Genomic DNA, 21,197 nt, shown 5'->3' with positions numbered 1-21,197 from the left:
GGATAGCATCTGGCCTCGATGGACGCCGAAGCACAGCAGACGGAGCGCGACCGCTCCTCCCACCCCGCCGCATCCGAGGAGACCTCGGACACGGAGGAGTCGGAGGGGCGGTCGCGTTTCGCGTTGGTGAGCCGGGCCGCCGACTGGCTGCCCGGCGGACGGGTCAGCCTGACCCTGCTGTTCTTCCTGCTGTTTCTGCTGCTTTTGAGTCGTTTCGTGATGCAGCCGTTCCAAATTCCCAGTGGCTCGATGGAGCCTGGATTGAGGATCGGAGACCGCGTTCTCGTAAATAAGTTGGCGTACCGTTTCGGTGCTGAGCCGAGGCGCGGTGACGTCGTCGTGTTCGACGGCACCGGCTACTTCGGGGACGCCGACTACATCAAGCGTGTCGTCGGTGTGGGGGGAGACCATGTGGTCTGCTGCGACAGGCAGGGGAGGATCGAGGTGAACGGCCGGTCGGTCGACGAGTCGACGTTTCTGTACCCGGGGGACAAGCCGTCCGAGGTGTCTTTCGACCTCGTCGTGCCCGACGGCACCCTCTTCGTCCTCGGCGACCACCGCGGCGACTCCAGCGACTCCCGCGACCACCTGGGCTCCCCGGGCGGCGGCATGATCCCCGTCGGCGACGTGATCGGCAGAGCCGACTGGATCGCCTGGCCCATCGGCCACTGGACCCGTCTGGAGCGCGCCGACGACTACGCGCGCGTGCCTGCCGCGAAGGCGGACGCGTCGAACGAAGGCGCGTCGAACGAAGGCGCGTCGAAAAAAGCGGACGGTGTCCATGGGTAACCGCGGTAAGCCCCGCGGCGCCCACAGCGCCGCCGAGAACCTCCTGCCCACCGGCACCCGGCGCACCGGCGGCCCCGTACTGCCCGGCCGGGCCGAGCGGCGCAAGCTCGCCCGCAAGGTCAAGCGGCGCAGGCAGCGCTCGGCGATCAAGGAGATACCCCTCCTGATAGGGGTCGCCCTGCTCATAGCGCTCGTCCTGAAGACGTTCCTCGTCCAGGCCTTCGTGATCCCGTCGGGCTCCATGGAGCAGACGATCCGGATCGGCGACCGCGTCCTGGTCGACAAGCTCACGCCGTGGTTCGGCTCGAAGCCCGGGCGCGGTGACGTCGTCGTGTTCAAGGACCCCGGCGGATGGCTGGAGGACGAGCAGCCGGCGGTGAAGAAGGACGACCCCATCGTCGTCAAGCAGGTCAAGGAGGTGCTCACCTTCATCGGCCTGCTGCCCTCCGACAACGAACGGGACCTGATCAAGCGGGTCGTCGCGGTCGGCGGCGACACCGTCAAGTGCTGTGACACCCAGGGCCGCGTGACCGTCAACGGCATGCCGCTCAACGAGCAGTACATCAACCCCGGTGACAAACCCTCGACGATCCCCTTCGAGGTGACGGTGCCCGCCGGGCGCTTCTGGGTCATGGGCGACCACCGGTCCAACTCCGCCGACTCCCGCTTCCACCGCACCGAGAAGTACAACGGCACCGTCTCCGAGGACGAGATCGTGGGCCGCGCCATGCTCATCGCCTGGCCCATCGGCCACTGGAGCCGTCTCAAGGAACCGGACACATTTGCCTCTGTGCCCGACGCGCCCGGCGGGTCGACCACCGCCATTGGCGAGTCGCATAGGGTGGCCACCGCGGATCGATACGGATTGATCCCGCTCCCGACCCCTGCGGAACTCCCGCTCGTTATGGGAGTGGTGGGCCTGCGTCGCATCCGTCGCAGGCGGCGGCACGGAGTGAGGAGTGGATGTGGGGGATTTGGCGGTCGGCGCACGGTCCGGACACGAGGGCCCAGAGGAGCGACCGGAACGACCGGAAGAGACGGTCCCCCCGGCCGCACAGGACGCCGTCGAGGACACCGGGACGGCCGGAGGTGACTCCGGTGACGACGACGGCAAGACCGAGGTGGACGGCGACGACGCCGCTTCGAAGCCGAAGAAGCCGCGGTCCTTCTGGAAGGAACTCCCGCTGCTCATCGGCATCGCGCTGGTCCTCGCGCTGCTGATCAAGACCTTCCTGGTACAGGCGTTCTCGATCCCCTCGGACTCGATGCAGAACACCCTCCAGCAGGGCGACCGGGTCCTTGTCGACAAGCTGACCCCGTGGTTCGGCTCGGAGCCGGAGCGCGGCGAGGTCGTCGTCTTCCACGACCCCGACAACTGGCTGGCGGGCGAGCCGACCCCGAATCCGAACGCGATCCAGAAGGCCCTCAGTTGGATCGGTCTGATGCCCTCCGCCGAGGAGAAGGACCTCATCAAGCGCGTCATCGGCGTCGGCGGCGACACCATCGAGTGCAAGGGCACCGGTCCCCTGAGGGTCAACGGCAAGGCGCTGAACGAGCCTTACGTGTACCCCGGGAACACGCCGTGCACGATGGACGACGGCGGCGGCCAGTTCAAGCTGAAGGTCCCCGAAGATAAAATCTGGGTCATGGGTGACCACCGGCAGAACTCGCTGGACTCCCGCTACCACCAGCAGGACAAGCACAAGGGCTTCGTGCCGGTGAACAATGTCGTGGGCCGCGCCATCGTGGTCGCCTGGCCGCCCACCCGCTGGTCCACGCTGCCGGTGCCGGACACCTTCGACCAGGACCTCAGCGCCGCCGCGCCGGGTGCGCTCGGTCTCGCGGGCGCGGTGCCCCTGGTGCTGTGGCGCAGGCGCCGTCTTACCGTCGGGAACACCAGGGTTTCTGGGCCGGGTACCGCCGGGTAGGGTGCCGTCCCAGATCGCCGATCTTTCGGGGCCCGGACCTGGGCCACGGGGTCGATTCTCCGAGTTGGGGAGCACTGGGATGAGCGGGACAAGTCGTACGGACGAGGGCCGCGGGCGGCTCGGCAGCAAGCTGTCGGGGCTGGCCGTGGCCCTCGGCTGTGTGCTCTTCCTCGGCGGATTCGCCTGGGGCGCGGTCGTCTACCAGCCCTACACCGTGCCGACCGACTCGATGTCACCGACCATCGCGAGCGGCGACCGGGTACTCGCCGAGCGGATCGACGGCTCCGAGGTCGAGCGCGGTGACGTCGTCGTCTTCAAGCAGGCCAGCTGGGGCAACCTCCCCATGGTCAAGCGGGTCGTCGCGGTGGGCGGTGACACGGTCGCCTGCTGCACGGACGGCAAGCTGACCGTCAACGGCAAGAAGATCGAGGAACCGTATCTCCCCAAGGGCAGCGAGGCCGAGTCGACCGCGATCCCGGAGGTCAAGGTCCCCGAGGGCCGGCTCTTCCTGCTCGGCGACGAGCGCAGCGGCTCCCTCGACTCCACGGCCCACCTCACGGAGGCCGGCAGCGGCACGGTGTCGCGCGGCGCGGTGAGTGCCCGCGTCGACGCGGTGGCGTGGCCCATGAACGGCATGCTGGGCCGCCCCAGCGGCTTCGAGGCGCTCGGCGACATCTCCGAGCCGGGGCCCCTGCGGCTGGTCCTCACGGCGGTCGTGGCGGGCGCGGTTCTCGTCCTCGGCGGGGCGGCGTACGAGCCGATCGCCAAGCGTTCGAGGCGCCGGCGGAGCGGTTCAGGGGCGAGGGAGCAGGCCCTTGCCGGCTGAGGCGCCTGAAGGAGCGGGCGAGCGGCCGGCGGCAGGGTCCGAGCGGTCGGTCCCGGGGCCCGGTGGGCTCGGTGAGCTGCGAAGGGTCGCCCGGGTGGTGCTGCTCGATCCCCAGGAGCGCATCCTGCTGCTGTACGGCCATGAACCCGACGATCCGTCGGACAACTGGTGGTTCACCCCGGGCGGCGGCGTGGAGGGGGACGAGACGCGCGAGGAGGCCGCCCTGAGGGAACTCGCGGAGGAGACCGGTATCACCGAGGTCGAACTGGGTCCGGTGCTGTGGCGGCGGACCTGTTCGTTCCCCTTCGCGGGGCGACGCTGGGACCAGGACGAGTGGTACTACCTGGCCCGTACGACGCAGACGGCGACCGAGGCCATGGGGCTGACCGAGCTGGAACGGCGCAGTGTCGCCGGAGCGCGTTGGTGGACGTGCCAGGAACTTAACCAGGCACATGAGACGGTGTATCCGACCAGACTCGCCGAGCTGCTGCGCAGGCTGCTCGACGAAGGGCCCCCGGCCAGGCCCGAGACCCTCGACACGGAAATCGTCTAGGGGCTCGCGGGGCTGGCGCACAATAGGGGGACGCACGGCTGAAGGGGAACATGCCATGAGCGCCGAGGACCTCGAGAAGTACGAGACCGAGATGGAGCTGAAGCTCTACCGGGAGTACCGCGATGTCGTCGGTCTGTTCAAATATGTGATCGAGACCGAACGGCGCTTCTACCTCACCAACGACTACGAGATGCAGGTGCACTCGGTCCAGGGCGAGGTGTTTTTCGAGGTGTCCATGGCGGACGCCTGGGTGTGGGACATGTACCGGCCTGCTCGGTTCGTGAAGCAGGTCCGGGTCCTCACGTTCAAGGACGTGAATATCGAGGAGCTCAACAAGAGCGATCTCGAGCTGCCCAGCAGCTGACGGGTCGGGAGTGGCCGCCCGTGTGGGTGACTGAGTTGTCCACAACCGAGCGGCTGTCCACCAAGATCCACTAGCGAGCGGCTGCGGCCTCAATGTTGGCGCCGGAGGTGGTGCCGACATGAATACGTCCAAGGCGCGCAACGCACTCGGCAAGTACGGCGAGGATCTGGCCGCGCGGCGGCTGACCGAGGCCGGAATGACGGTCCTGCAGCGCAACTGGCGCTCGGGCAGGACCGGCGAGATCGACATCGTGGCCAGGGACGGCGACGCGCTGGTCGTCTGCGAGGTCAAGACCCGCCGTACGGGGACCTTCGAGCATCCGATGGCCGCCGTCACGCCCGTGAAGGCGCAGCGGCTGCGCGGTCTCGCCGAGCGCTGGCTGCAGGAACATGGAGGTTCCCCACCAGGCGGCGTCCGCATCGACATCGTCGGAGTCCTCCTGCCCGACCGCGGCGCCCCCGTCGTGGAGCACGTGCGGGGGGTGGCCTGATGGGATTCGCGCGTACGTGTTCGGTGGCCCTCGTCGGTGTGGAGGGCGTCGTCGTCGAGGTCCAGGCGGACCTGGAGCCCGGGGTCGCGGCGTTCACCCTGGTCGGGCTGCCCGACAAGAGCCTGACGGAGAGCAAGGACCGGGTGAGGGCGGCCGTGCTCAACTCCGGCGGCGAGTGGCCCCAGAAGAAGCTCACGGTGGGACTCAGCCCGGCCTCGGTGCCGAAGGGCGGCAGCGGATTCGATCTCGCCATCGCCTGCGCGGCGCTGGGCGCTTCCGAGCGGATCGACCCGCGGGTGCTCTCCGACATCGTGATGATCGGTGAGCTCGGCCTGGACGGGCGGGTCCGGCCCGTACGGGGCGTGCTGCCGGCCGTGCTGGCCGCGGCGGACGCGGGATACGAGCAGGTGGTGGTGCCCGAGTGCGCGGCCGCCGAGGCCTCACTGGTACCCGGCGTTTCCGTGCTCGGCGTCCGCAGCCTCCGGCAGCTGATCGCCGTCCTCACGGACGAACCCGTGCCCGACGAGGACCCGGACGAGCAGGGCAGGCCGGATCCGCTGCTCGCCGGCCTGCGGATGCCGGGCACGGGCGCGGCCACGGGCATACACAGCATGGGAGCCGCGCAACACGAGCACGGACACGACCTCGCCGACGTCGTCGGCCAGCACTCGGCACGGACCGCCGTGGAAGTCGCCGCGGCCGGCGGGCACCACCTGTTCTTGGAAGGCCCTCCGGGGGCGGGCAAGACGATGCTCGCCGAGCGGCTGCCGGCCATCCTGCCGCGCCTCAGCCAGGGCGAGTCCTTGGAGGTCACGGCCGTCCATTCGGTCGCGGGCCTGCTGCCACCGGGGAAACCCATGGTCGACGTCGCTCCCTACTGCGCCCCGCACCACTCGGCGACCATGCAGGCACTCGTCGGAGGCGGCCAGGGAATCGCACGGCCGGGCGCGGTGTCGCTTGCTCACCGGGGAATTCTCTTTTTGGACGAAACTCCTGAATTCAGCAGCCAGGCGCTGGACGCGCTGCGCCAGCCCCTGGAATCGGGGCATGTGGTGATCGCGCGCAGCGCGGGTGTCGTGCGGTTCCCGGCGCGGTTCCTGATGGTGCTGGCGGCGAATCCCTGCCCCTGCGGACGCTTCTCGCAGCGGGACACCCTGTGTGAGTGCCCTCCCTCAGCGATCCGCCGCTACCAGGCCCGGCTCTCCGGGCCGCTGCTGGACAGGGTCGACCTGAGGGTCGAGGTGGATCGCGTCACCCGCTCCGAACTCACGGAGCGGGGCGCGCGGGGCGAATCCACCGAGACGGTCGCCGACCGGGTCCGAGCGGCCAGGGAGCGGGCCGCCGCGCGTCTGACGGGCACCCCCTGGCGGACGAACAGCGAAGTGCCGGGACGGGAGCTGCGCAGTCAGTGGTACGCGTCCGTGGGCGCCATGGACGAGGCGGAGCGCAGTCTGGAGCGCGGCGTGCTCACCGCCCGCGGTCTCGACCGTGTCCTGCGCGTCGCCTGGACCGTCGCGGACCTGGTGGGGCACGACCGTCCCAGGGCGACGGACGTCGCCCTCGCCCTGCAACTGCGCACCGGGGTCCCACGGGGGGTGCCGATGGCGATCGGGGCGTTGTCGTGAGCGAGGACGACGAGCGGCTCCACCGGGCCTTCCTCGCCCGCCTCATCGAACCGGGGGACGAGGTCTGCGGGCGCTGGCTCCGCGAGATCGGGGCGGCGGAGGTGGTCCGGCGGCTCGTCGGAGGCGGACCGCAGTTACCGGGCGTGACCGACAAGAGATGGGAGGGGCTGCGGGCCCGGGCCGAGCGGGCCGACCCGGAGCGGGACCTCGCGGCGGCACGGGACGCCGGGACCCGGTTCGTCTGCCCCGGGGACTCCGAGTGGCCCGCACAGCTGGACGACCTCGGGGACGCCCGGCCCACCGGGCTCTGGGTGCGGGGACGGCCCAGCCTGCGGATATGGGCGCTGCGTTCCGTCGCGGTCGTGGGCGCGCGGGCCTGCACCGAGTACGGCGCCCACATGGCGACCACGCTCGGCTCGGGGCTCGCCGAGAGAGGGTGGGTCGTGGTGTCGGGAGGCGCCTACGGGGTGGACGGCGCGACGCACCGTGGTGCGCTCGGCGCGGGCGGGGCCACCGTCGCCGTGCTCGCCTGCGGGGTCGACCGGCCCTACCCGCGCGGGCACACCCAGTTGATCAACAGGATCGCCGAACAGGGGCTGGTCGTGGGTGAGTTGCCGCCCGGCGACCATCCGACGCCGAGCAGATTCATCCTCCGCAACAGGGTCATCGCGGCGTTGACCCGCGGCACGGTGGTCGTCGAGGCGGCGTACCGAAGCGGCGCCTTGGTGACCGCCCGCGCGGCCCAGCGGTTGGGCCGGTACGCGATAGGAGTACCGGGGCCGGCCACCAGCGCGCTCTCGGCGGGCGTGCACGAACTCCTGCGCGGGGACGCGGTGCTGGTCACCGATGCCGCGGAAGTCGCCGAGATGGTCGGTGACATGGGCGAGCTGGCCCCGGACCGGCGTGGGCCGGTGCTGCCGCGCGACCTCCTGGACCCGCCTGCCGCCCGTGTGCTGGCCGCGTTGCCGGCTCAGGAGACCGCGTCGCCGGAGGAGATCGCCAGGGGCGCCGGGACGACGGTGGACGACGCGATCGCGAGGCTGTACGAACTCCGCTCACTTGGGTTCGTCGAACGACACGGCGACGGCTGGAAGTTGACACGCCAGGCCACGATCTCCGTCGGCATGGATCGGGGGCGATGTTGACCGAGAGTGTTCGGCCGTCCGGGCGAACCTCAGAAACCCTTGGTAGTTCCCGTAGTTGGCGCCTCACGGTGGTTACGCACGGCAACGATCGTGACCCTGAGGGGCGCCCAGCGGAACGTATCTGCGCACGGTTCATCCCCCGCTGTTCGCACACTGCGACTCTCCAGTCACGCTACGCTCACGGGGATTCCGACTCAGACAGGCAACTCGACATCAGACCGACAGCTCACTCAGGCACCCCCAGTTCACGGCAGAACGGCACAAGGCGACGAATGCCCCAGCACACCTCCGGGTCTGACCGGGCGGCTGTTCCCCCCGCTGCCCGAGGCGGCGTGCGGCCGCCCGCCCCCTCGACGCTCGACGAGCTGTGGAGGTCGTACAAGACCACGGGCGACGAGCGGCTGCGCGAGCAGCTGATCCTGCACTACTCGCCGCTGGTGAAGTACGTCGCGGGCCGGGTGAGTGTGGGGCTGCCGCCCAATGTGGAGCAGGCGGACTTCGTCTCGTCGGGAGTGTTCGGGCTGATCGACGCCATCGAGAAGTTCGACATCGAGCGGGAGATCAAGTTCGAGACGTACGCGATCACGCGGATCAGAGGCGCGATGATCGACGAACTGCGGGCGCTGGACTGGATCCCGCGGTCCGTGCGCCAGAAGGCCCGCAATGTGGAGCGGGCCTACGCGACGCTGGAGGCGCGGCTTCGGCGCACACCGTCGGAGTGCGAGGTGGCCGCTGAGATGGGCATCGCGGTGGACGATCTGCATGCGGTGTTCAGCCAGTTGTCGCTGGCGAACGTGGTGGCCCTGGAGGAGCTGCTGCACGTCGGCGGCGAGGGCGGTGACCGGCTGAGCCTGATGGACACGCTCGAGGACACCGCGGCCGACAATCCGGTGGAAGTCGCCGAGGACCGGGAGCTGCGCAGGTTTCTGGCACGGGCCATCAACACACTGCCCGAGCGCGAGAAGACCGTCGTCACGCTCTACTACTACGAGGGGCTCACGCTCGCTGAGATCGGCAACGTGCTCGGGGTGACGGAGAGCCGGGTCAGCCAGATCCACACCAAGTCCGTGCTCCAGCTTCGGGCGAAGCTTGCCAGTTTTGGACGCTGACCTCGCTGAATCGTCCCTGCCTCAGGCGCGCGGCGGTGGTCTCGGCGGTGCACGTGTCGTGCGGCCGTGCCCCGTCGGCAGGGTGCGTTCATGGTGGGACCCTTTCCGGCCGGGGAGCCATGGATCAGGCCCTGACGGGCGAGAGTCTCCCGTCTTGCGCGGGGCGTCCGTAAAGTGGGGGCGTGCCAAGGATTCGAGCGGCCTCCGTGGCCGAGCACCGGTCGATGCAGCGAGCCGCCCTGCTGGACGCGGCACGGTCACTGCTGTCCGAGGGCGGGACGGAGGCGCTGACGTTCCCGGCGCTCGCCGAGCGGACGGGTCTCGCGCGGTCCTCCGTGTACGAGTACTTCCGGTCGCGGGCGGCCGTCGTCGAAGAGCTCTGCGAGGTCGACTTCCCGGTCTGGGCCGCCGAGGTCGAGGCGGCGATGTCGCTGGCCGGGACACCCGAGGGCAAGGTCGAGGCGTATGTCCGCCGACAACTCGCCCTGGTCGGGGACCGGCGGCACCGGGCTGTCGTGGCGATCTCCGCGAGTGAGCTCGACGCGGGTGCGCGCGAGAAGATCCGCGCGGCTCACGGGGGGCTCGTCGCGATGATCGTGGAGGCGCTGCGGGACATGGGGCATGAGCAGCCTCGTATGGCCGCGATGCTCCTTCAGGGAATCGTGGACGCGGCGGTGCGGAGGATCGAGATCGGCGCGGCCGAGGATCCCGTCGTGATTACTGACGCAGCCGTTTCGATGGCGTTGCGAGGCGTACGGGGCTGAGCCTTCCCGGAGCTGGTCGGGGTGGGGTCTCGTTCTGCCGCGCCAGGGTCGGCGTCGGCCGTCGGGGGCACATCCGGACGTGTCGGGCCGTGTCGCGGCGAAGGGACGCCGTTCGTATGGAAGGTGGAAGTCCCCCTCACACGGAAGTCCCCTCATACGTGGGCCCGGAGGATGTCATGGCGTTCACCGACGAAGAGATCGCCTACATGCGGTCACAGCCGCTCGCCCGGGTGGGCGGCGCCGTATCTTCCGACACCCCGATCATCGGCCGGCCTGGCGCCCCCCTCACCGGCCCGGCACCCCGATCACCGGCAGCAACCGCGAAGGACCCCGGCTGAGCAGCCACGGTGGCAGCAAGGACAGGGGGTCCAGGTACGCGTCCGCCCGGCGCAGTCCCCAGTGCAGGCATGACGTCGGGCAGTGAGGGCCCAGCGGTTCGAGGACGCCGACCACCTCGCCCGCCGCCACCTCCGCTCCCTTCTTGACCGTGGCCCGCACCGGCTCGTACGTCGTGCGCAGGGGTGGGTCTCCCGTGCCGTTCAGTTCTACCGAGACGACTCCGCGGCCCGCGACCCGGCCCGCGAAGGAGACGCGTCCCGGGGCGACGGCCCGGACCGGGCTGCCCGGGGCCGCGGTGAGGTCGACGCCGCGGTGACCCCGCCCGTAGGCGGTCGCCGGGGGTTCCCAGCCCCGTATCACCGGGGGACGCGACCCCACGGGCCAGGTACGGCCCACGGCAGGGACCGAGATGTCGGCGGGCGGCGGGGGCGCCGCGCCGCCGAAGTCGCCGTCGCGTGCCGTAGCCGAGGGCAGGACGGCGCCCAGGGCGGCCACCGTCAGGGCCAACAGCAGCGTCAGCCACGTACGAAGAGATCGTTCTGCTCGCATGCGAGAACGGTCCCGTGAACGGCGGAGAAAAGTGGATCATGGCCGGGATCTGTGGAGTAACCGCCGGTTGTGGACAGCGGCGTCACCCGGCGCCTCGCGGGTCCCGTACACTTCTTGTGGCGATCCGGGTCACCGGGTCGACTTCGCACGCCCCGACACCAGGCCATCAAACAGTCGGTGTCAGCGCCTCTCGGTCCCTAGCGGCAAGGCGCATCGCGGGCGTCAGGCGCGAGTGCCGTCCGGCACGCGCGGCACAACCGAGAACACCAAGGAGTACGGCCATGGCCGTCGTCACGATGCGGGAGCTGCTGGAAAGCGGCGTCCACTTCGGTCACCAGACCCGTCGTTGGAACCCGAAGATGAAGCGATTCATCTTCACGGAGCGCAACGGCATCTACATCATCGACCTGCTCCAGTCGCTGTCGTACATCGACCGCGCCTACGAGTTCGTCAAGGAGACCGTCGCCCACGGCGGCACGGTCATGTTCGTCGGCACCAAGAAGCAGGCGCAGGAGGCCATCGCCGAGCAGGCCACCCGCGTCGGCATGCCTTACGTCAACCAGCGCTGGCTGGGCGGCATGCTCACCAACTTCTCGACCGTCTACAAGCGTCTGCAGCGCCTCAAGGAGCTCGAGCAGATCGACTTCGAGGACGTCGCCGCTTCCGGTCTCACCAAGAAGGAGCTTCTCGTGCTCTCGCGCGAGAAGGCCAAGCTGGAGAAGACCCTCGGTGGTATCCGCGAGATGCAGAAGGTGCCCAGCGCCGTCTGGATCGTGGACACCAAGAAGGAGCACATCGCGGTCGGCGAGGCCCGGAAGCTCAACATCCCGGTCGTCGCCATCCTGGACACCAACTGCGACCCCGACGAGGTCGACTACAAGATCCCGGGCAACGACGACGCGATCCGCTCCGTCACCCTGCTCACCCGCGTGATCGCCGACGCCGTCGCCGAGGGCCTCATCGCCCGCTCCGGTGCCGCCGCCGAGGCGAAGGGCGAGAAGGCCGCGGGCGAGCCGCTCGCCGAGTGGGAGCGTGACCTGCTCGAGGGTGGCGAGAAGAAGGCCGACGAGGCTGCCGTCGAGGCTCCCGCCGCTGAGGCCCCCGCCGCCGAGGCCGAGGCTCCGGCCGCTGCCGAGGCCCCTGCTGCTGAGGCCCCCGCTGCCGAGGCTCCGGCTGCTGTGGCTCCGGCCGACGCCGAGGCCGAGAAGCCGGCCGACGCCGAGCAGGCCTGACGAACCAGCGTCACGGTTGAGTGACGGCGGGCGGCGCCCAGCGCGCCGCCCGCCGTTCACCCGCAGACCGTAGATCTTCGGTGGACGCCCGCCCGATCAGCGGCGGACGCCGACTTCGAGACTTCGAACTCCGAGAAGAGATTCACAGATCATGGCGAACTACACCGCCGCTGACGTCAAGAAGCTCCGCGAGCTCACCGGCGCCGGCATGATGGACTGCAAGAAGGCCCTGGACGAGGCCGACGGCAACGTCGACAAGGCCGTCGAGGCGCTGCGCATCAAGGGCCAGAAGGGCGTCGCCAAGCGCGAGGGCCGCTCCGCCGAGAACGGCGCCGTGGTCTCCATCATCGCCGACGACAACACCTCCGGTGTCCTGGTCGAGCTGAAGTGCGAGACGGACTTCGTCGCCAAGGGCGAGAAGTTCCAGGTTGTCGCGAACACGATCGCCGAGCACGTCACCAAGACCTCCCCGGCCGACCTCGAGGCGCTGCTCGCCTCCGAGATCGAGGCCGGCAAGACGGTCCAGGCGTTCGTCGACGAGGCCAACGCCAACCTGGGCGAGAAGATCGTCCTGGACCGCTTCGCGCAGTTCTCCGGCGCCTACGTCACCGCGTACATGCACCGCACCATGCCCGACCTGCCCCCGCAGATCGGTGTCCTGGTCGAGCTGGACAAGGCCGACGCCGACCTCGCCAAGGGCATCGCGCAGCACATCGCCGCCTTCGCGCCGAAGTACCTCTCCCGTGAGGACGTTCCGGCCGAGGTCGTCGAGTCCGAGCGCCGCGTCGCCGAGGAGACCACGCGCGCCGAGGGCAAGCCCGAGGCCGCGCTCCCGAAGATCGTCGAGGGTCGCGTCAACGGCTTCTTCAAGGAGGCCACCCTCCTCGGTCAGCCGTACGCGCTCGACAACAAGAAGTCCGTCCAGAAGGTCCTGGACGAGGCCGGTGTCACCCTGAAGCGTTTCGTACGCATCAAGGTCGGCATCTGAGTCCGTACCGCGATCGGCGCGCGACCCCTATAGGGTCGACAGCAGTCGTCCGCGTACGCCGTCACGCGCGTGCGTGACGGTCGACAGCAGATCTGACGAGGAGGCCATTGCCGCGCATGGGTTGCCACCAACACCCCACCGGCAATGGCCTTCTTCGTATGTGCGACACGTAAAAGAGGCGAGATCTCCATGACCACCACCAAGGCCGACAAGGACGAAAAGAGCGATCACGGCAAGGGAGCCGGGCGCTTCCTGCTGAAGCTTTCCGGTGAGGCGTTCGCCGGTGGCGGGGCACTCGGCGTCGACCCCGACGTGGTGCACGCCATCGCCCGGGAGATCTCCGCGGTCGTCCGCGGTGGTGCCCAGATCGCCGTGGTCATCGGCGGCGGCAACTTCTTCCGCGGGGCCGAGCTCCAGCAGCGCGGCATGGACCGGGCCCGCTCCGACTACATGGGCATGCTCGGCACGGTCATGAACTGCCTCGCCCTCCAGGACTTCCTGGAGAAGGAGGGCATCGACTCCCGCGTGCAGACCGCCATCACCATGGGGCAGGTCGCGGAGCCGTACATCCCGCTGCGGGCCGTACGCCACCTGGAGAAGGGCCGTGTGGTCATCTTCGGCGCCGGTATGGGCATGCCGTACTTCTCCACCGACACCACCGCCGCACAGCGTGCCCTGGAGATCGACGCCGAGGCGCTGCTGATGGGCAAGAACGGCGTGGACGGGGTCTACGACTCCGACCCCAAGACCAACCCCGAAGCGGTCAAGTTCGACTCACTCAGCTACGGCGAGGTCATCACCCGCGACCTGAAGGTCGCCGACATGACCGCGATCACCCTGTGCCGCGACAACAAGCTCCCGATCCTCGTCTTCGAGCTTCTGGCGGAGGGCAATATCGCCCGAGCCGTCAAGGGTGAGAAGATCGGCACGCTTGTGGGTGACCAGGGCAGTCGGGCCTGACCGGGGGATGGACAATGTCCTGCCGGTCGGGAACCGTGCAGGAATAAGACGCGACGCAGCCGGCCGCCGACCCGACAAGGAATCGCAGCCGGGCCTACTCAAGACACGCAGGAGCAAGTGGTGATCGAAGAGACCCTCCTCGAGGCCGAGGAGAAGATGGAGAAGGCCGTCGTGGTCGCCAAGGAGGACTTCGCCGCGATCCGCACCGGTCGTGCGCACCCGGCGATGTTCAACAAGATCGTGGCGGACTACTACGGCGCGCTGACGCCGATCAACCAGCTGGCCTCGTTCTCGGTGCCCGAGCCGCGCATGGCCGTGGTGACCCCGTTCGACAAGAGCGCGCTGCGCAACATCGAGCAGGCGATCCGTGACTCCGACCTCGGCGTCAACCCGAGCAACGACGGCAATATCATCCGGGTGGTGTTCCCCGAGCTGACCGAGGAGCGCCGCAGGGACTACATCAAGGTCGCCAAGACCAAGGGCGAGGACGCCAAGGTCTCGATCCGCTCCGTCCGCCGCAAGGCGAAGGACGCCATCGACAAGATGATCAAGGACGGCGAGGTCGGCGAGGACGAGGGCCGCCGTGCGGAGAAGGAGCTCGACGACACCACCGCGAAGTACGTCGCCCAGGTGGACGAGCTGCTCAAGCACAAGGAAGCAGAGCTGCTCGAGGTCTGATGAACGACTCTTCCTGGGGGGCACCGCCACAAGCCGGGTACTGGGGGCCTTCCGACCAGGGGCCTGTCCAGGGGGCTGCCCCGGCGGGTCCCGCGTACGATGCGCATGACGCGCAGCACACTCGCCCCATGCCCATCGTGCCCGACGTACCCGCGCATGGCGGAGACCAGGATGACGACCGGGGGGCTGCTCGGACGGGCGGCCCCCTGTTCCGCGACGCGACACCGCCGCCGTCGCCGTCGCAGCACCAGGCTCCGTCACACAAGGCGCAGAATCCGCAGGAGCCCATGTCCAGCGCCGCACAACCCGCACCCGCGCCGCAGAAGAAGAGCGCGGGCCGCGACCTGGGCGCTGCCATAGGGGTCGGGGTCGGGCTCGGCGCGGTGATCGTCGCGTCGTTGTTCGTCGTCAAGGCCGTCTTCGTCGGCGTGATAGCGGTCGCCGTCGTGGTGGGCCTGTGGGAACTGACGTCGCGGCTCGCGGAGCAGAAGGGCATCAAGGCGCCGCTCGTGCCGCTGGCCCTGGGCGGTGCGGCGATGGTCGTCGCCGGATACGTCCGGGGCGCCGAGGGTGCCTGGGTGGCGATGGCGCTCACCGCGCTCGCGGTCCTGGTCTGGCGGATGACGGACTCGCCCGAGGGCTATCTCAAGGACGTCACCGCGGGGGTCTTCGCGGCCTTCTACATCCCGTTCCTCGCCACGTTCGTGGCGATGATGCTCACCGCGGACGACGGTGCGCGGCGGGTCCTCACGTTCCTGCTGCTGGCCGTGGTCAGCGACACCGGCGCGTACGCCGTCGGCTGGCGCTTCGGCAAGCACAAGCTCGCCCCGCGCATCAGTCCAGGCAAGACCCGCGAGGGCCTGCTCGGTGCGGTCACCTTCGCCATGGCGGCGGGCGCGCTGTGCATGGAGTTCCTGATCGACGACGGCACCTGGTGGCAGGGCCTGCTCCTCGGCCTCGCGGTCGCGGCCAGCGCCACGCTCGGCGACCTCGGCGAGTCCATGATCAAGCGGGACCTGGGCATCAAGGACATGGGCACGCTGCTGCCGGGGCACGGCGGGATCATGGATCGCTTGGATTCGCTGCTGCCGACGGCGCCGGTGGTGTGGCTGCTGATGGTGATCTTCGTCGGGTCCGGCTGAGGCTCTCAGAAGCCGGCCTGACCTGCACAGGTGTACGTGAGGGGCTCGTTGTCCACAGGGTGGCGGGCCCCTCTTCGTATGTCTGCGACGATGACGCTGCTGTCTGCGGCGATGACGCTGCTGAGCCGCCCGCTCTGGTAATCGTTCCTGCCTGCTCAACACGGACGGCCATGGGGGCGGGAGCAGGAAGCTGCACCTCGGCCTCCGGGCCCTTCCTCCGCAACAATCCGCAACCAGAGGTACCGACAGAGACGCGGCCCGTGGCGCTGTCAGCCCGCGCCGTATTGGTGCGGCTGGCCGCCCTGCCATTCCACCCAGTGCGGATCGTCCAGCAGCTCCCACGCGTCCGGCAGGCCCGCGCGGCGCAGAAACTCGACCAGGTCGGCGTCACTGTGGGCGAGGCCGGCCATCTGGGCGCGGATCGTGACCCGGCGCCCGCCGGTGCCCGCCACGCGATGCACGACGATGGGTGCGGTGCCCTTTCCTTCAGGCTGCGACTGTTCGCGGTTCACAGCACACCGAGGTCGGTGTCGGGCCGGCAGTAGGGGCACGCAGCGACGCCGTCTTCCGTAATCGATCGCAGGGCTTGCTCGCGTGCCAGTGGCTTCGTGTTCTCACCGGCCATGCCGCAGTCGCTTGTGTGGACGGCGTCGGGGGTGGGCCTGCCGCCCGTTCGTCGCATGGCGAGCTTCCACCCAGGCGTGGGTGGGGGCAGCGTGCGCGCTGTACGGGCAGCGGCAACCTCCTGCCGCTCCAGCTCAGCGATGGTGTCGTCAGTGCGGCGCAGCTGCCAGGCCAGCCATTCGCGGACGCTGCGCAGGCGATCCAGGCGAGACACTTTTTCGGACACAAGTTCGATTCTAGGTCCTGGTGTGGCCCTTGTGGCAACGCCCTGCCCAATGTCCGGTGACGCCGGACCTTGAGCCCCTGTCATCGAACCGTAGAGCCGGCGGCCGTATTCGCCCCGACTCAGATCATCGAGCCTTGACGCGACGACGAGCGGCCGTCGGCGGGGACGCGGAAGTCCCCGCCTTGGCCCGGCTTCGTGTCACGTCACTCAGGTACCGCTAGAGCACCCGTCCCACGACGCGCGGAAGGAGCCCTTGCGTGAGGTCGCTGTCCGAATCCCCTTCCATGTTGATCGTCATGGGGTTGTTGTCTACGGAGTCGGCCACAGAGCTGGGCGAGTCCTGCTGGCCGGCCTGGCGAGTCCCGTAGTCCCCGTCTGCCGAGGCTGGGACAGCAGCGGTCAGGAGCAGAGTCGCGGCGATGAGCGCGACGGAAGCGATGATCTTCATGCTCCGTCAACGACAATCCCGACTTCTGGTGTCGCGAACTGCGCCGATGGTGGAGCGGGGACTTGTCGGACCAGGACGCGGGTACTCTCGTAAGCGCGCCGGCCAGTGAGAACGCCTGTCGCGTCGGGCCGTGTGTGGGCCGTCGGAGGAGAGCCGACGACGACCAGGGAGACCAGGGACGACCACTGACGACCACAGCGCACGGCTCGGGGCTCAGGTCACACGAATCGATCTGCGACACTGGTACAGCCATGCCTAAGCCCGGAGAACTCACTTTCGTCGCCCCGCGCGGAGCCAAGAAGCCGCCGCGGCACCTTGCCGATCTCACGCCTGCCGAGCGGAAAGAGGCGGTTGCCGCGATCGGTGAGAAGCCGTTTCGCGCCAAGCAGCTCTCGCAGCACTACTTCGCGCGGTACGCGCACGATCCGGAGCAGTGGACCGACATCCCCGCGGGGTCGCGCGCCAAGCTCCAGGAGGCGCTGCTGCCCGAGCTGATGACGGTCGTGCGGCATCTCTCCACCGATGAGAACACCACCCGCAAGACCCTCTGGCGGCTCTTCGACGGCACTCTCGTCGAGTCCGTGCTGATGCGGTATCCCGACCGGGTCACCATGTGCATCAGCTCGCAGGCCGGGTGCGGGATGAACTGCCCGTTCTGCGCCACCGGGCAGGCCGGCCTCGACCGGAACCTGTCGACCGGTGAGATCGTGCACCAGATCGTGGACGGGATGCGGGCTCTGCGGGACGGGGAGATCCCCGGGGGTCCGGCGCGGCTCAGCAACATCGTGTTCATGGGCATGGGCGAGCCTCTCGCCAACTACAAGCGGGTCGTCCAGTCCATCCGGGCTCTCACCGACCCGGAGCCGGACGGGCTCGGGCTGTCCCAGCGCGGCATCACCGTCTCCACGGTCGGTCTCGTCCCTGCCATCCACCGGTTCGCCGACGAGGGCTTCAAGTGCCGCCTCGCCATCTCCCTGCACGCACCGGACGACGAGCTGCGCGACACCCTCGTCCCCGTGAACACGCGGTGGAAGGTGCGCGAGGTGCTGGATGCCGGCTGGGAGTACGCGGCGAGGTCGGGACGCCGGCTCTCCATCGAGTACGCGCTCATCCGGGACATAAACGACCAGGCGTGGCGCGGTGACCGGCTCGGCCGGCTGCTCAAGGGCAAGCCGGTGCATGTGAACCTGATTCCGCTGAACCCGACGCCCGGCTCCAAGTGGACCGCCTCGCGGCCCGAGGACGAGAAGGCGTTCGTCGAGGCGATAGCGGCGCACGGCGTGCCGGTGACCGTCCGGGACACCCGCGGCCAGGAGATCGACGGGGCCTGCGGGCAGCTCGCGGCGACCGAGCGGTAGTCTGACGGGCGTACGTACATCTTCATATTCCGACAGGGGAGCGCCACAGCGCTGAGAGTGCGGGAGAGCCCGCAGACCCTCTGAACCTTGCCCAGGTCATTCTGGGTAGGAAGTTCGGTCACTACTCAAGCTGTTGCGCCCTGCCCGGGACCCGACCGAGGTCCCGGGCAGGGCCGCGTCTCTTCCTGGTCAGCCAGGAGGAATTCAGTGAGCACCACAAAGAAGATCACGGCCGTGGTCGCGGCCACCGGTCTCGGCCTTGCCGCACTCGCCGCGTGCGGTTCGTCCGACTCCGGCGACGAGGGCTCGGGGTCCAAGACCGTGACGCTCGTCAGTCATGACTCCTTCGCCTATACCAAGGAAGTGCTGAAGGCATTCGAGAAGGAGTCCGGGTACAAGGTCAGGGTCCTCAAGGACGGCGACGCCGGGCAGGCCGTCAACAAGGCGATCCTCACCAAGGACAACCCGCAGGGCGATGTCTTCTTCGGAGTCGACAACACGCTGCTGTCGCGGGCGCTCGACAACGGGCTGTTCCAGTCGTACGAGGCCAAGGGGTCGGACCTGATCCTGCCGGAGTACCGCGTCGACCAGGACAAGCACCGGGTCACGCCCATCGACTCCGGTGACATCTGCGTCAACTACGACAAGGCCTACTTCAGCAAGCGCAAGCTGGCACCGCCGACGTCCTTCGACGACCTGATCAAGCCCGAGTACAAGAACCTCCTCGTCACCGAGAACGCGTCCACGTCGTCGCCCGGCCTCGGCTTCCTGCTCGGGACGGCCGCGAAGTACGGCGACGACGGCTGGCAGGACTACTGGAAGAAGCTCAAGGCCAACGGCGTGAAGGTCGTCGACGGCTGGGAGCAGGCCTACAACGAGGAGTTCTCAGGTTCCGCCGGCGGCAAGAAGGCCAAGGCGGACCGGCCGCTCGTCGTCTCGTACGCCTCCTCGCCGCCCGCCGAGGTCATCTACGCCGACCCGAAGCCGAAGACCGCGCCGACCGGTGTCGCGAGCGGCACCTGCTTCCGGCAGGTCGAGTACGCGGGACTCCTGAGCAACGCGAAGAACACGAAGGGCGGCAAGGCGCTCATCGACTTCCTGATCACGAAGAAGTTCCAGGACGACATGCCGCTCAACATGTTCGTGTACCCGGTCCGTGAGGCCGCCCAGGTGCCCCCAGAGTTCACGAAGTACGGTCCGGCGGCCGAGGACCCCGAGACCCTGGACCCCGCCAAGATCGCCGACAACCGTGACGACTGGGTCAAGTCGTGGACCTCCCTCGTACTGAAGTAGAGCCCCCCGCTGAAGTAGAGCCTCGTGCCGAGGTGAAGCGCCGCGCCGAGGTGAGGCGCCGCGCCCGTACGGGGAGCGCGGCGCGGCTCGGTCTCATGGCCGTGCCCGTCGCGTTCTTCGCGGTGTTCTTCGCCTACCCGGTCGCCGCGATCACGGCCCGCGGGCTGAAGGCCGACGGGGTCTGGCGGTTCGGGCGGATCGGCGACGTGCTCGCCCAGTCCGACATCCGGCACGTCCTGTGGTTCACGACCTGGCAGGCGCTCGCCTCGACCGCGCTCACGCTGCTCATCGCGCTCCCCGGCGCGTACGTCTTCGCGCGCTTCGATTTCAGGGGCAAGCAGATCCTCCGGGCCGTCGTGACCGTCCCGTTCGTGCTGCCGACCGTGGTCGTCGGCACGGCGTTCCTGGCCCTCGTCGGCCGGGGCGGGCTTCTGGACGAGCTGTGGGGCGTGCGGCTCGACACGACCGTGTGGGCGATCCTGCTCGCGCACGTCTTCTTCAACTACGCGGTCGTCGTCCGCACGGTCGGCGGCCTCTGGTCGCAGCTCGACCCGCGTCAGGAGGAGGCCGCGCGGGTGCTCGGTGCCTCGCGGTTCGCGGCCTGGCGCAAGGTCACGCTCCCGGCGCTCGGCCCCGCGGTCGCCGCCGCCGCGCTCATGGTCTTCCTCTTCACCTTCACGTCGTTCGGGGTGGTGCAGATCCTCGGCGGCCCCACCTTCTCGACGCTCGAAGTCGAGATCTACCGGCAGACCTCGGAGATCTTCGACCTGTCGACGGCCGCCGTGCTGACGCTCGTCCAGTTCGTGGCGGTGGGCGCGATCCTCGCGGTCCACGCCTGGACCGTACGGCGGCGGGAGACGGCCCTGCGCCTGGTCGACGCCTCCGGGACGGCGCGACGGCCGCGCGGGGCCGGGCAGTGGGCGCTGCTCGCCGCCGTCCTCGGCACCATCGCCGTTCTGCTGGTGCTGCCACTGGCCGTGCTGGTCGAGCGATCGTTCGACGCCCCCGGATTCGGCTACTACAAGGCGCTGACCAGCGACGACAGCGGTATCTTCCTCGTCCCGCCGATCGACGCCATCGGCAACTCACTCCAGTACGCCCTCGCCGCCACGGCCATTGCCCTGCTGATCGGCGGACTCGCGGCCGCCGCGCTCACCCGCAGGGACGCCGGCCGTTTCGTACGGGGCTTCGACGCGCTGCTCATGCTGCCGCTCGGCGTCTCCGCCGTGACCGTCGGCTTCGGATTCCTCATCGCGCTCGACGAGCCGCCGCTGGACCTCAGAAGCACCTGGATTCTGGTGCCGCTGGCGCAGGCGCTGGTCGGCGTCCCGTTCGTCGTACGGACCATGCTGCCCGTGCTGCGAGCGGTGGACGGACGGCTGCGCGAGGCGGCGGCGGTCCTCGGGGCCTCGCCATGGCGGGTGTGGCGCGAGGTCGATCTGCCGATGGTGCGCCGGGCGCTGCTGATCGCGGCCGGGTTCGCCTTCGCCGTGTCGCTGGGCGAGTTCGGCGCGACCGTCTTCATCGCGCGGCCCGACAATCCGACGCTGCCGGTCGCCGTGGCCCGGCTGCTCGGCCGGGCCGGCGAGCTCAACTACGGGCAGGCCATGGCCCTTTCGACGATCTTGATGGTGGTGTGCGCGGTGGCGCTGCTCGTCCTCGAACGCCTCCGCACCGACCGGACAGGGGAGTTCTGACCATGCGCGACACCACGCCCAAGCCCAAGCGGGCGCCCGAGCTCACGCCGAGGCCCGAGTCCACGCCGAG

General features: G+C 69.3%; 23 protein-coding genes. 19 read left to right on the top strand and 4 right to left on the bottom strand.

The genetic code is table 11. The features are described 5' to 3' along the window. Positions 1-18 precede the first annotated feature (18 nt). From lepB (GAS53_RS44880) to GAS53_RS44830, 11 genes are all read left to right on the top strand, one after another. Positions 19-789, top strand: a complete 771-nt coding sequence (gene lepB / locus GAS53_RS44880) for a signal peptidase I (RefSeq protein WP_151483551.1) — start codon at positions 19-21, stop codon at positions 787-789. Then, entirely contained in the window at positions 782-1,882 is a 1,101-nt protein-coding gene (gene lepB, locus GAS53_RS44875; RefSeq protein WP_225859491.1) for a signal peptidase I, read from the top strand. Before lepB (GAS53_RS44880) ends, lepB (GAS53_RS44875) begins: the two co-directional genes overlap by 8 nt. Further along, a complete protein-coding gene (gene lepB / locus GAS53_RS44870; RefSeq protein ID WP_225859492.1) occupies positions 1,764-2,717 on the top strand; it encodes a signal peptidase I in 954 nt (317 codons plus the stop codon). The genes lepB (GAS53_RS44875) and lepB (GAS53_RS44870) overlap by 119 nt, the downstream gene beginning before the upstream one ends. Positions 2,718-2,796: 79 nt before the next feature. Continuing rightward, complete coding sequence (gene lepB / locus GAS53_RS44865) at positions 2,797-3,543, top strand: signal peptidase I (protein ID WP_151483549.1); 747 nt, start codon at positions 2,797-2,799, stop codon at positions 3,541-3,543. Positions 3,544-3,619: 76 nt separating this feature from the next. Beyond that, positions 3,620-4,096, top strand: a complete 477-nt coding sequence (locus GAS53_RS44860) for an NUDIX hydrolase (RefSeq protein WP_151483564.1) — start codon at positions 3,620-3,622, stop codon at positions 4,094-4,096. 55 nt (positions 4,097-4,151) lie between these two features. Then, the gene (locus GAS53_RS44855; RefSeq protein ID WP_055510545.1) at positions 4,152-4,460 is read left to right on the top strand and encodes a DUF2469 domain-containing protein; all 309 of its coding nucleotides are present in this window, start codon (positions 4,152-4,154) and stop codon (positions 4,458-4,460) included. Positions 4,461-4,578: 118 nt separating this feature from the next. Then, complete coding sequence (locus tag GAS53_RS44850) at positions 4,579-4,950, top strand: YraN family protein (RefSeq protein ID WP_151483548.1); 372 nt, start codon at positions 4,579-4,581, stop codon at positions 4,948-4,950. Continuing rightward, a complete protein-coding gene (locus GAS53_RS44845) occupies positions 4,950-6,575 on the top strand; it encodes a YifB family Mg chelatase-like AAA ATPase (protein WP_151483547.1) in 1,626 nt (541 codons plus the stop codon). Before GAS53_RS44850 ends, GAS53_RS44845 begins: the two co-directional genes overlap by 1 nt. After that, positions 6,572-7,720 (top strand): DNA-processing protein DprA, encoded by a 1,149-nt coding sequence (gene dprA / locus GAS53_RS44840; RefSeq protein ID WP_151483546.1) that lies wholly within the window; start codon positions 6,572-6,574, stop codon positions 7,718-7,720. The genes GAS53_RS44845 and dprA overlap by 4 nt, the downstream gene beginning before the upstream one ends. 272 nt (positions 7,721-7,992) lie before the next feature. Further along, complete coding sequence (gene whiG / locus GAS53_RS44835) at positions 7,993-8,829, top strand: RNA polymerase sigma factor WhiG (RefSeq protein ID WP_151483545.1); 837 nt, start codon at positions 7,993-7,995, stop codon at positions 8,827-8,829. A 206-nt stretch (positions 8,830-9,035) separates the two neighbouring features. Beyond that, positions 9,036-9,593 carry a TetR/AcrR family transcriptional regulator gene (locus GAS53_RS44830; RefSeq protein ID WP_151483563.1) on the top strand — a complete coding sequence of 186 codons (558 nt, stop codon included), beginning with the start codon at positions 9,036-9,038 and terminating at the stop codon, positions 9,591-9,593. 285 nt (positions 9,594-9,878) lie between these two features. Here GAS53_RS44830 and GAS53_RS44825 read toward each other — a convergent pair whose 3' ends face one another. Next, complete coding sequence (locus GAS53_RS44825) at positions 9,879-10,481, bottom strand: murein hydrolase activator EnvC family protein (RefSeq protein ID WP_151483544.1); 603 nt, start codon at positions 10,479-10,481, stop codon at positions 9,879-9,881. Positions 10,482-10,762: 281 nt separating this feature from the next. Here GAS53_RS44825 and rpsB point away from each other — a divergent pair, with 281 nt between their 5' ends. From rpsB to GAS53_RS44800, 5 genes are all read left to right on the top strand, one after another. After that, a complete protein-coding gene (gene rpsB, locus GAS53_RS44820; RefSeq protein ID WP_151483543.1) occupies positions 10,763-11,713 on the top strand; it encodes a 30S ribosomal protein S2 in 951 nt (316 codons plus the stop codon). A 151-nt stretch (positions 11,714-11,864) separates the two neighbouring features. Further along, a complete protein-coding gene (gene tsf / locus GAS53_RS44815; RefSeq protein ID WP_151483542.1) occupies positions 11,865-12,701 on the top strand; it encodes a translation elongation factor Ts in 837 nt (278 codons plus the stop codon). Between the two features lie 189 nt (positions 12,702-12,890). Next, positions 12,891-13,661, top strand: a complete 771-nt coding sequence (pyrH, locus tag GAS53_RS44810) for a UMP kinase (protein WP_151483541.1) — start codon at positions 12,891-12,893, stop codon at positions 13,659-13,661. A 120-nt stretch (positions 13,662-13,781) separates the two neighbouring features. Next, complete coding sequence (gene frr / locus GAS53_RS44805) at positions 13,782-14,339, top strand: ribosome recycling factor (RefSeq protein WP_030824850.1); 558 nt, start codon at positions 13,782-13,784, stop codon at positions 14,337-14,339. Then, entirely contained in the window at positions 14,339-15,481 is a 1,143-nt protein-coding gene (locus GAS53_RS44800) for a phosphatidate cytidylyltransferase (RefSeq protein ID WP_151483540.1), read from the top strand. Before frr ends, GAS53_RS44800 begins: the two co-directional genes overlap by 1 nt. A 269-nt stretch (positions 15,482-15,750) precedes the next feature. Here GAS53_RS44800 and GAS53_RS44795 read toward each other — a convergent pair whose 3' ends face one another. The 3 genes from GAS53_RS44795 to GAS53_RS44785 all read right to left on the bottom strand — a co-directional run bounded on the left by GAS53_RS44795 (position 15,751) and on the right by GAS53_RS44785 (position 16,779). Beyond that, positions 15,751-15,993 carry a hypothetical protein gene (locus GAS53_RS44795; protein ID WP_151483539.1) on the bottom strand — a complete coding sequence of 81 codons (243 nt, stop codon included), beginning with the start codon at positions 15,991-15,993 and terminating at the stop codon, positions 15,751-15,753. Continuing rightward, complete coding sequence (locus GAS53_RS44790; protein WP_151483538.1) at positions 15,990-16,331, bottom strand: DUF6233 domain-containing protein; 342 nt, start codon at positions 16,329-16,331, stop codon at positions 15,990-15,992. The genes GAS53_RS44795 and GAS53_RS44790 overlap by 4 nt, the downstream gene beginning before the upstream one ends. 217 nt (positions 16,332-16,548) lie before the next feature. Further along, a complete protein-coding gene (locus GAS53_RS44785) occupies positions 16,549-16,779 on the bottom strand; it encodes a hypothetical protein (RefSeq protein ID WP_151483537.1) in 231 nt (76 codons plus the stop codon). Positions 16,780-17,030: 251 nt separating this feature from the next. On the opposite strand from GAS53_RS44785, the gene rlmN reads away from it, so the two are divergent. From rlmN to GAS53_RS44770, 3 genes are all read left to right on the top strand, one after another. Then, entirely contained in the window at positions 17,031-18,137 is a 1,107-nt protein-coding gene (gene rlmN, locus GAS53_RS44780) for a 23S rRNA (adenine(2503)-C(2))-methyltransferase RlmN (protein ID WP_151483536.1), read from the top strand. A gap of 207 nt (positions 18,138-18,344) precedes the next feature. Continuing rightward, positions 18,345-19,430: a thiamine ABC transporter substrate-binding protein gene (locus tag GAS53_RS44775; RefSeq protein ID WP_151483535.1), complete on the top strand. Its 1,086-nt coding sequence runs from the start codon at positions 18,345-18,347 to the stop codon at positions 19,428-19,430. Between the two features lie 95 nt (positions 19,431-19,525). Next, entirely contained in the window at positions 19,526-21,127 is a 1,602-nt protein-coding gene (locus GAS53_RS44770; protein WP_151483562.1) for an ABC transporter permease, read from the top strand. Positions 21,128-21,197 lie beyond the last annotated feature (70 nt).

It is taken from the genome of Streptomyces albicerus, assembly GCF_008905045.1.
Classification (GTDB): Bacteria; Actinomycetota; Actinomycetes; order Streptomycetales; family Streptomycetaceae; genus Streptomyces; species Streptomyces albicerus.
Note: the sequence above shows the minus strand (reverse complement) of the source record. Positions and strands in the feature narration are given on the sequence as shown.

What these genes read in the sequence shown, in the direction of transcription:
- whiG (WP_151483545.1), top strand. Translation starts at nt 7,993, where the DNA reads ATGCCCCAGCACACCTCCGGGTCTGACCGGGCGGCTGTTCCCCCCGCT.
- lepB (WP_151483551.1), top strand. Translation starts at nt 19, where the DNA reads ATGGACGCCGAAGCACAGCAGACGGAGCGCGACCGCTCCTCCCACCCC.
- rlmN (WP_151483536.1), top strand. Translation starts at nt 17,031, where the DNA reads ATGCCTAAGCCCGGAGAACTCACTTTCGTCGCCCCGCGCGGAGCCAAG.
- GAS53_RS44785 (WP_151483537.1), bottom strand. Translation starts at nt 16,779, where the DNA reads ATGAAGATCATCGCTTCCGTCGCGCTCATCGCCGCGACTCTGCTCCTG.
- GAS53_RS44845 (WP_151483547.1), top strand. Translation starts at nt 4,950, where the DNA reads ATGGGATTCGCGCGTACGTGTTCGGTGGCCCTCGTCGGTGTGGAGGGC.
- GAS53_RS44770 (WP_151483562.1), top strand. Translation starts at nt 19,526, where the DNA reads ATGGCCGTGCCCGTCGCGTTCTTCGCGGTGTTCTTCGCCTACCCGGTC.
- GAS53_RS44855 (WP_055510545.1), top strand. Translation starts at nt 4,152, where the DNA reads ATGAGCGCCGAGGACCTCGAGAAGTACGAGACCGAGATGGAGCTGAAG.
- lepB (WP_225859491.1), top strand. Translation starts at nt 782, where the DNA reads ATGGGTAACCGCGGTAAGCCCCGCGGCGCCCACAGCGCCGCCGAGAAC.
- pyrH (WP_151483541.1), top strand. Translation starts at nt 12,891, where the DNA reads ATGACCACCACCAAGGCCGACAAGGACGAAAAGAGCGATCACGGCAAG.
- GAS53_RS44800 (WP_151483540.1), top strand. Translation starts at nt 14,339, where the DNA reads ATGAACGACTCTTCCTGGGGGGCACCGCCACAAGCCGGGTACTGGGGG.
- rpsB (WP_151483543.1), top strand. Translation starts at nt 10,763, where the DNA reads ATGGCCGTCGTCACGATGCGGGAGCTGCTGGAAAGCGGCGTCCACTTC.
- GAS53_RS44850 (WP_151483548.1), top strand. Translation starts at nt 4,579, where the DNA reads ATGAATACGTCCAAGGCGCGCAACGCACTCGGCAAGTACGGCGAGGAT.
- tsf (WP_151483542.1), top strand. Translation starts at nt 11,865, where the DNA reads ATGGCGAACTACACCGCCGCTGACGTCAAGAAGCTCCGCGAGCTCACC.
- lepB (WP_151483549.1), top strand. Translation starts at nt 2,797, where the DNA reads ATGAGCGGGACAAGTCGTACGGACGAGGGCCGCGGGCGGCTCGGCAGC.
- GAS53_RS44825 (WP_151483544.1), bottom strand. Translation starts at nt 10,481, where the DNA reads ATGCGAGCAGAACGATCTCTTCGTACGTGGCTGACGCTGCTGTTGGCC.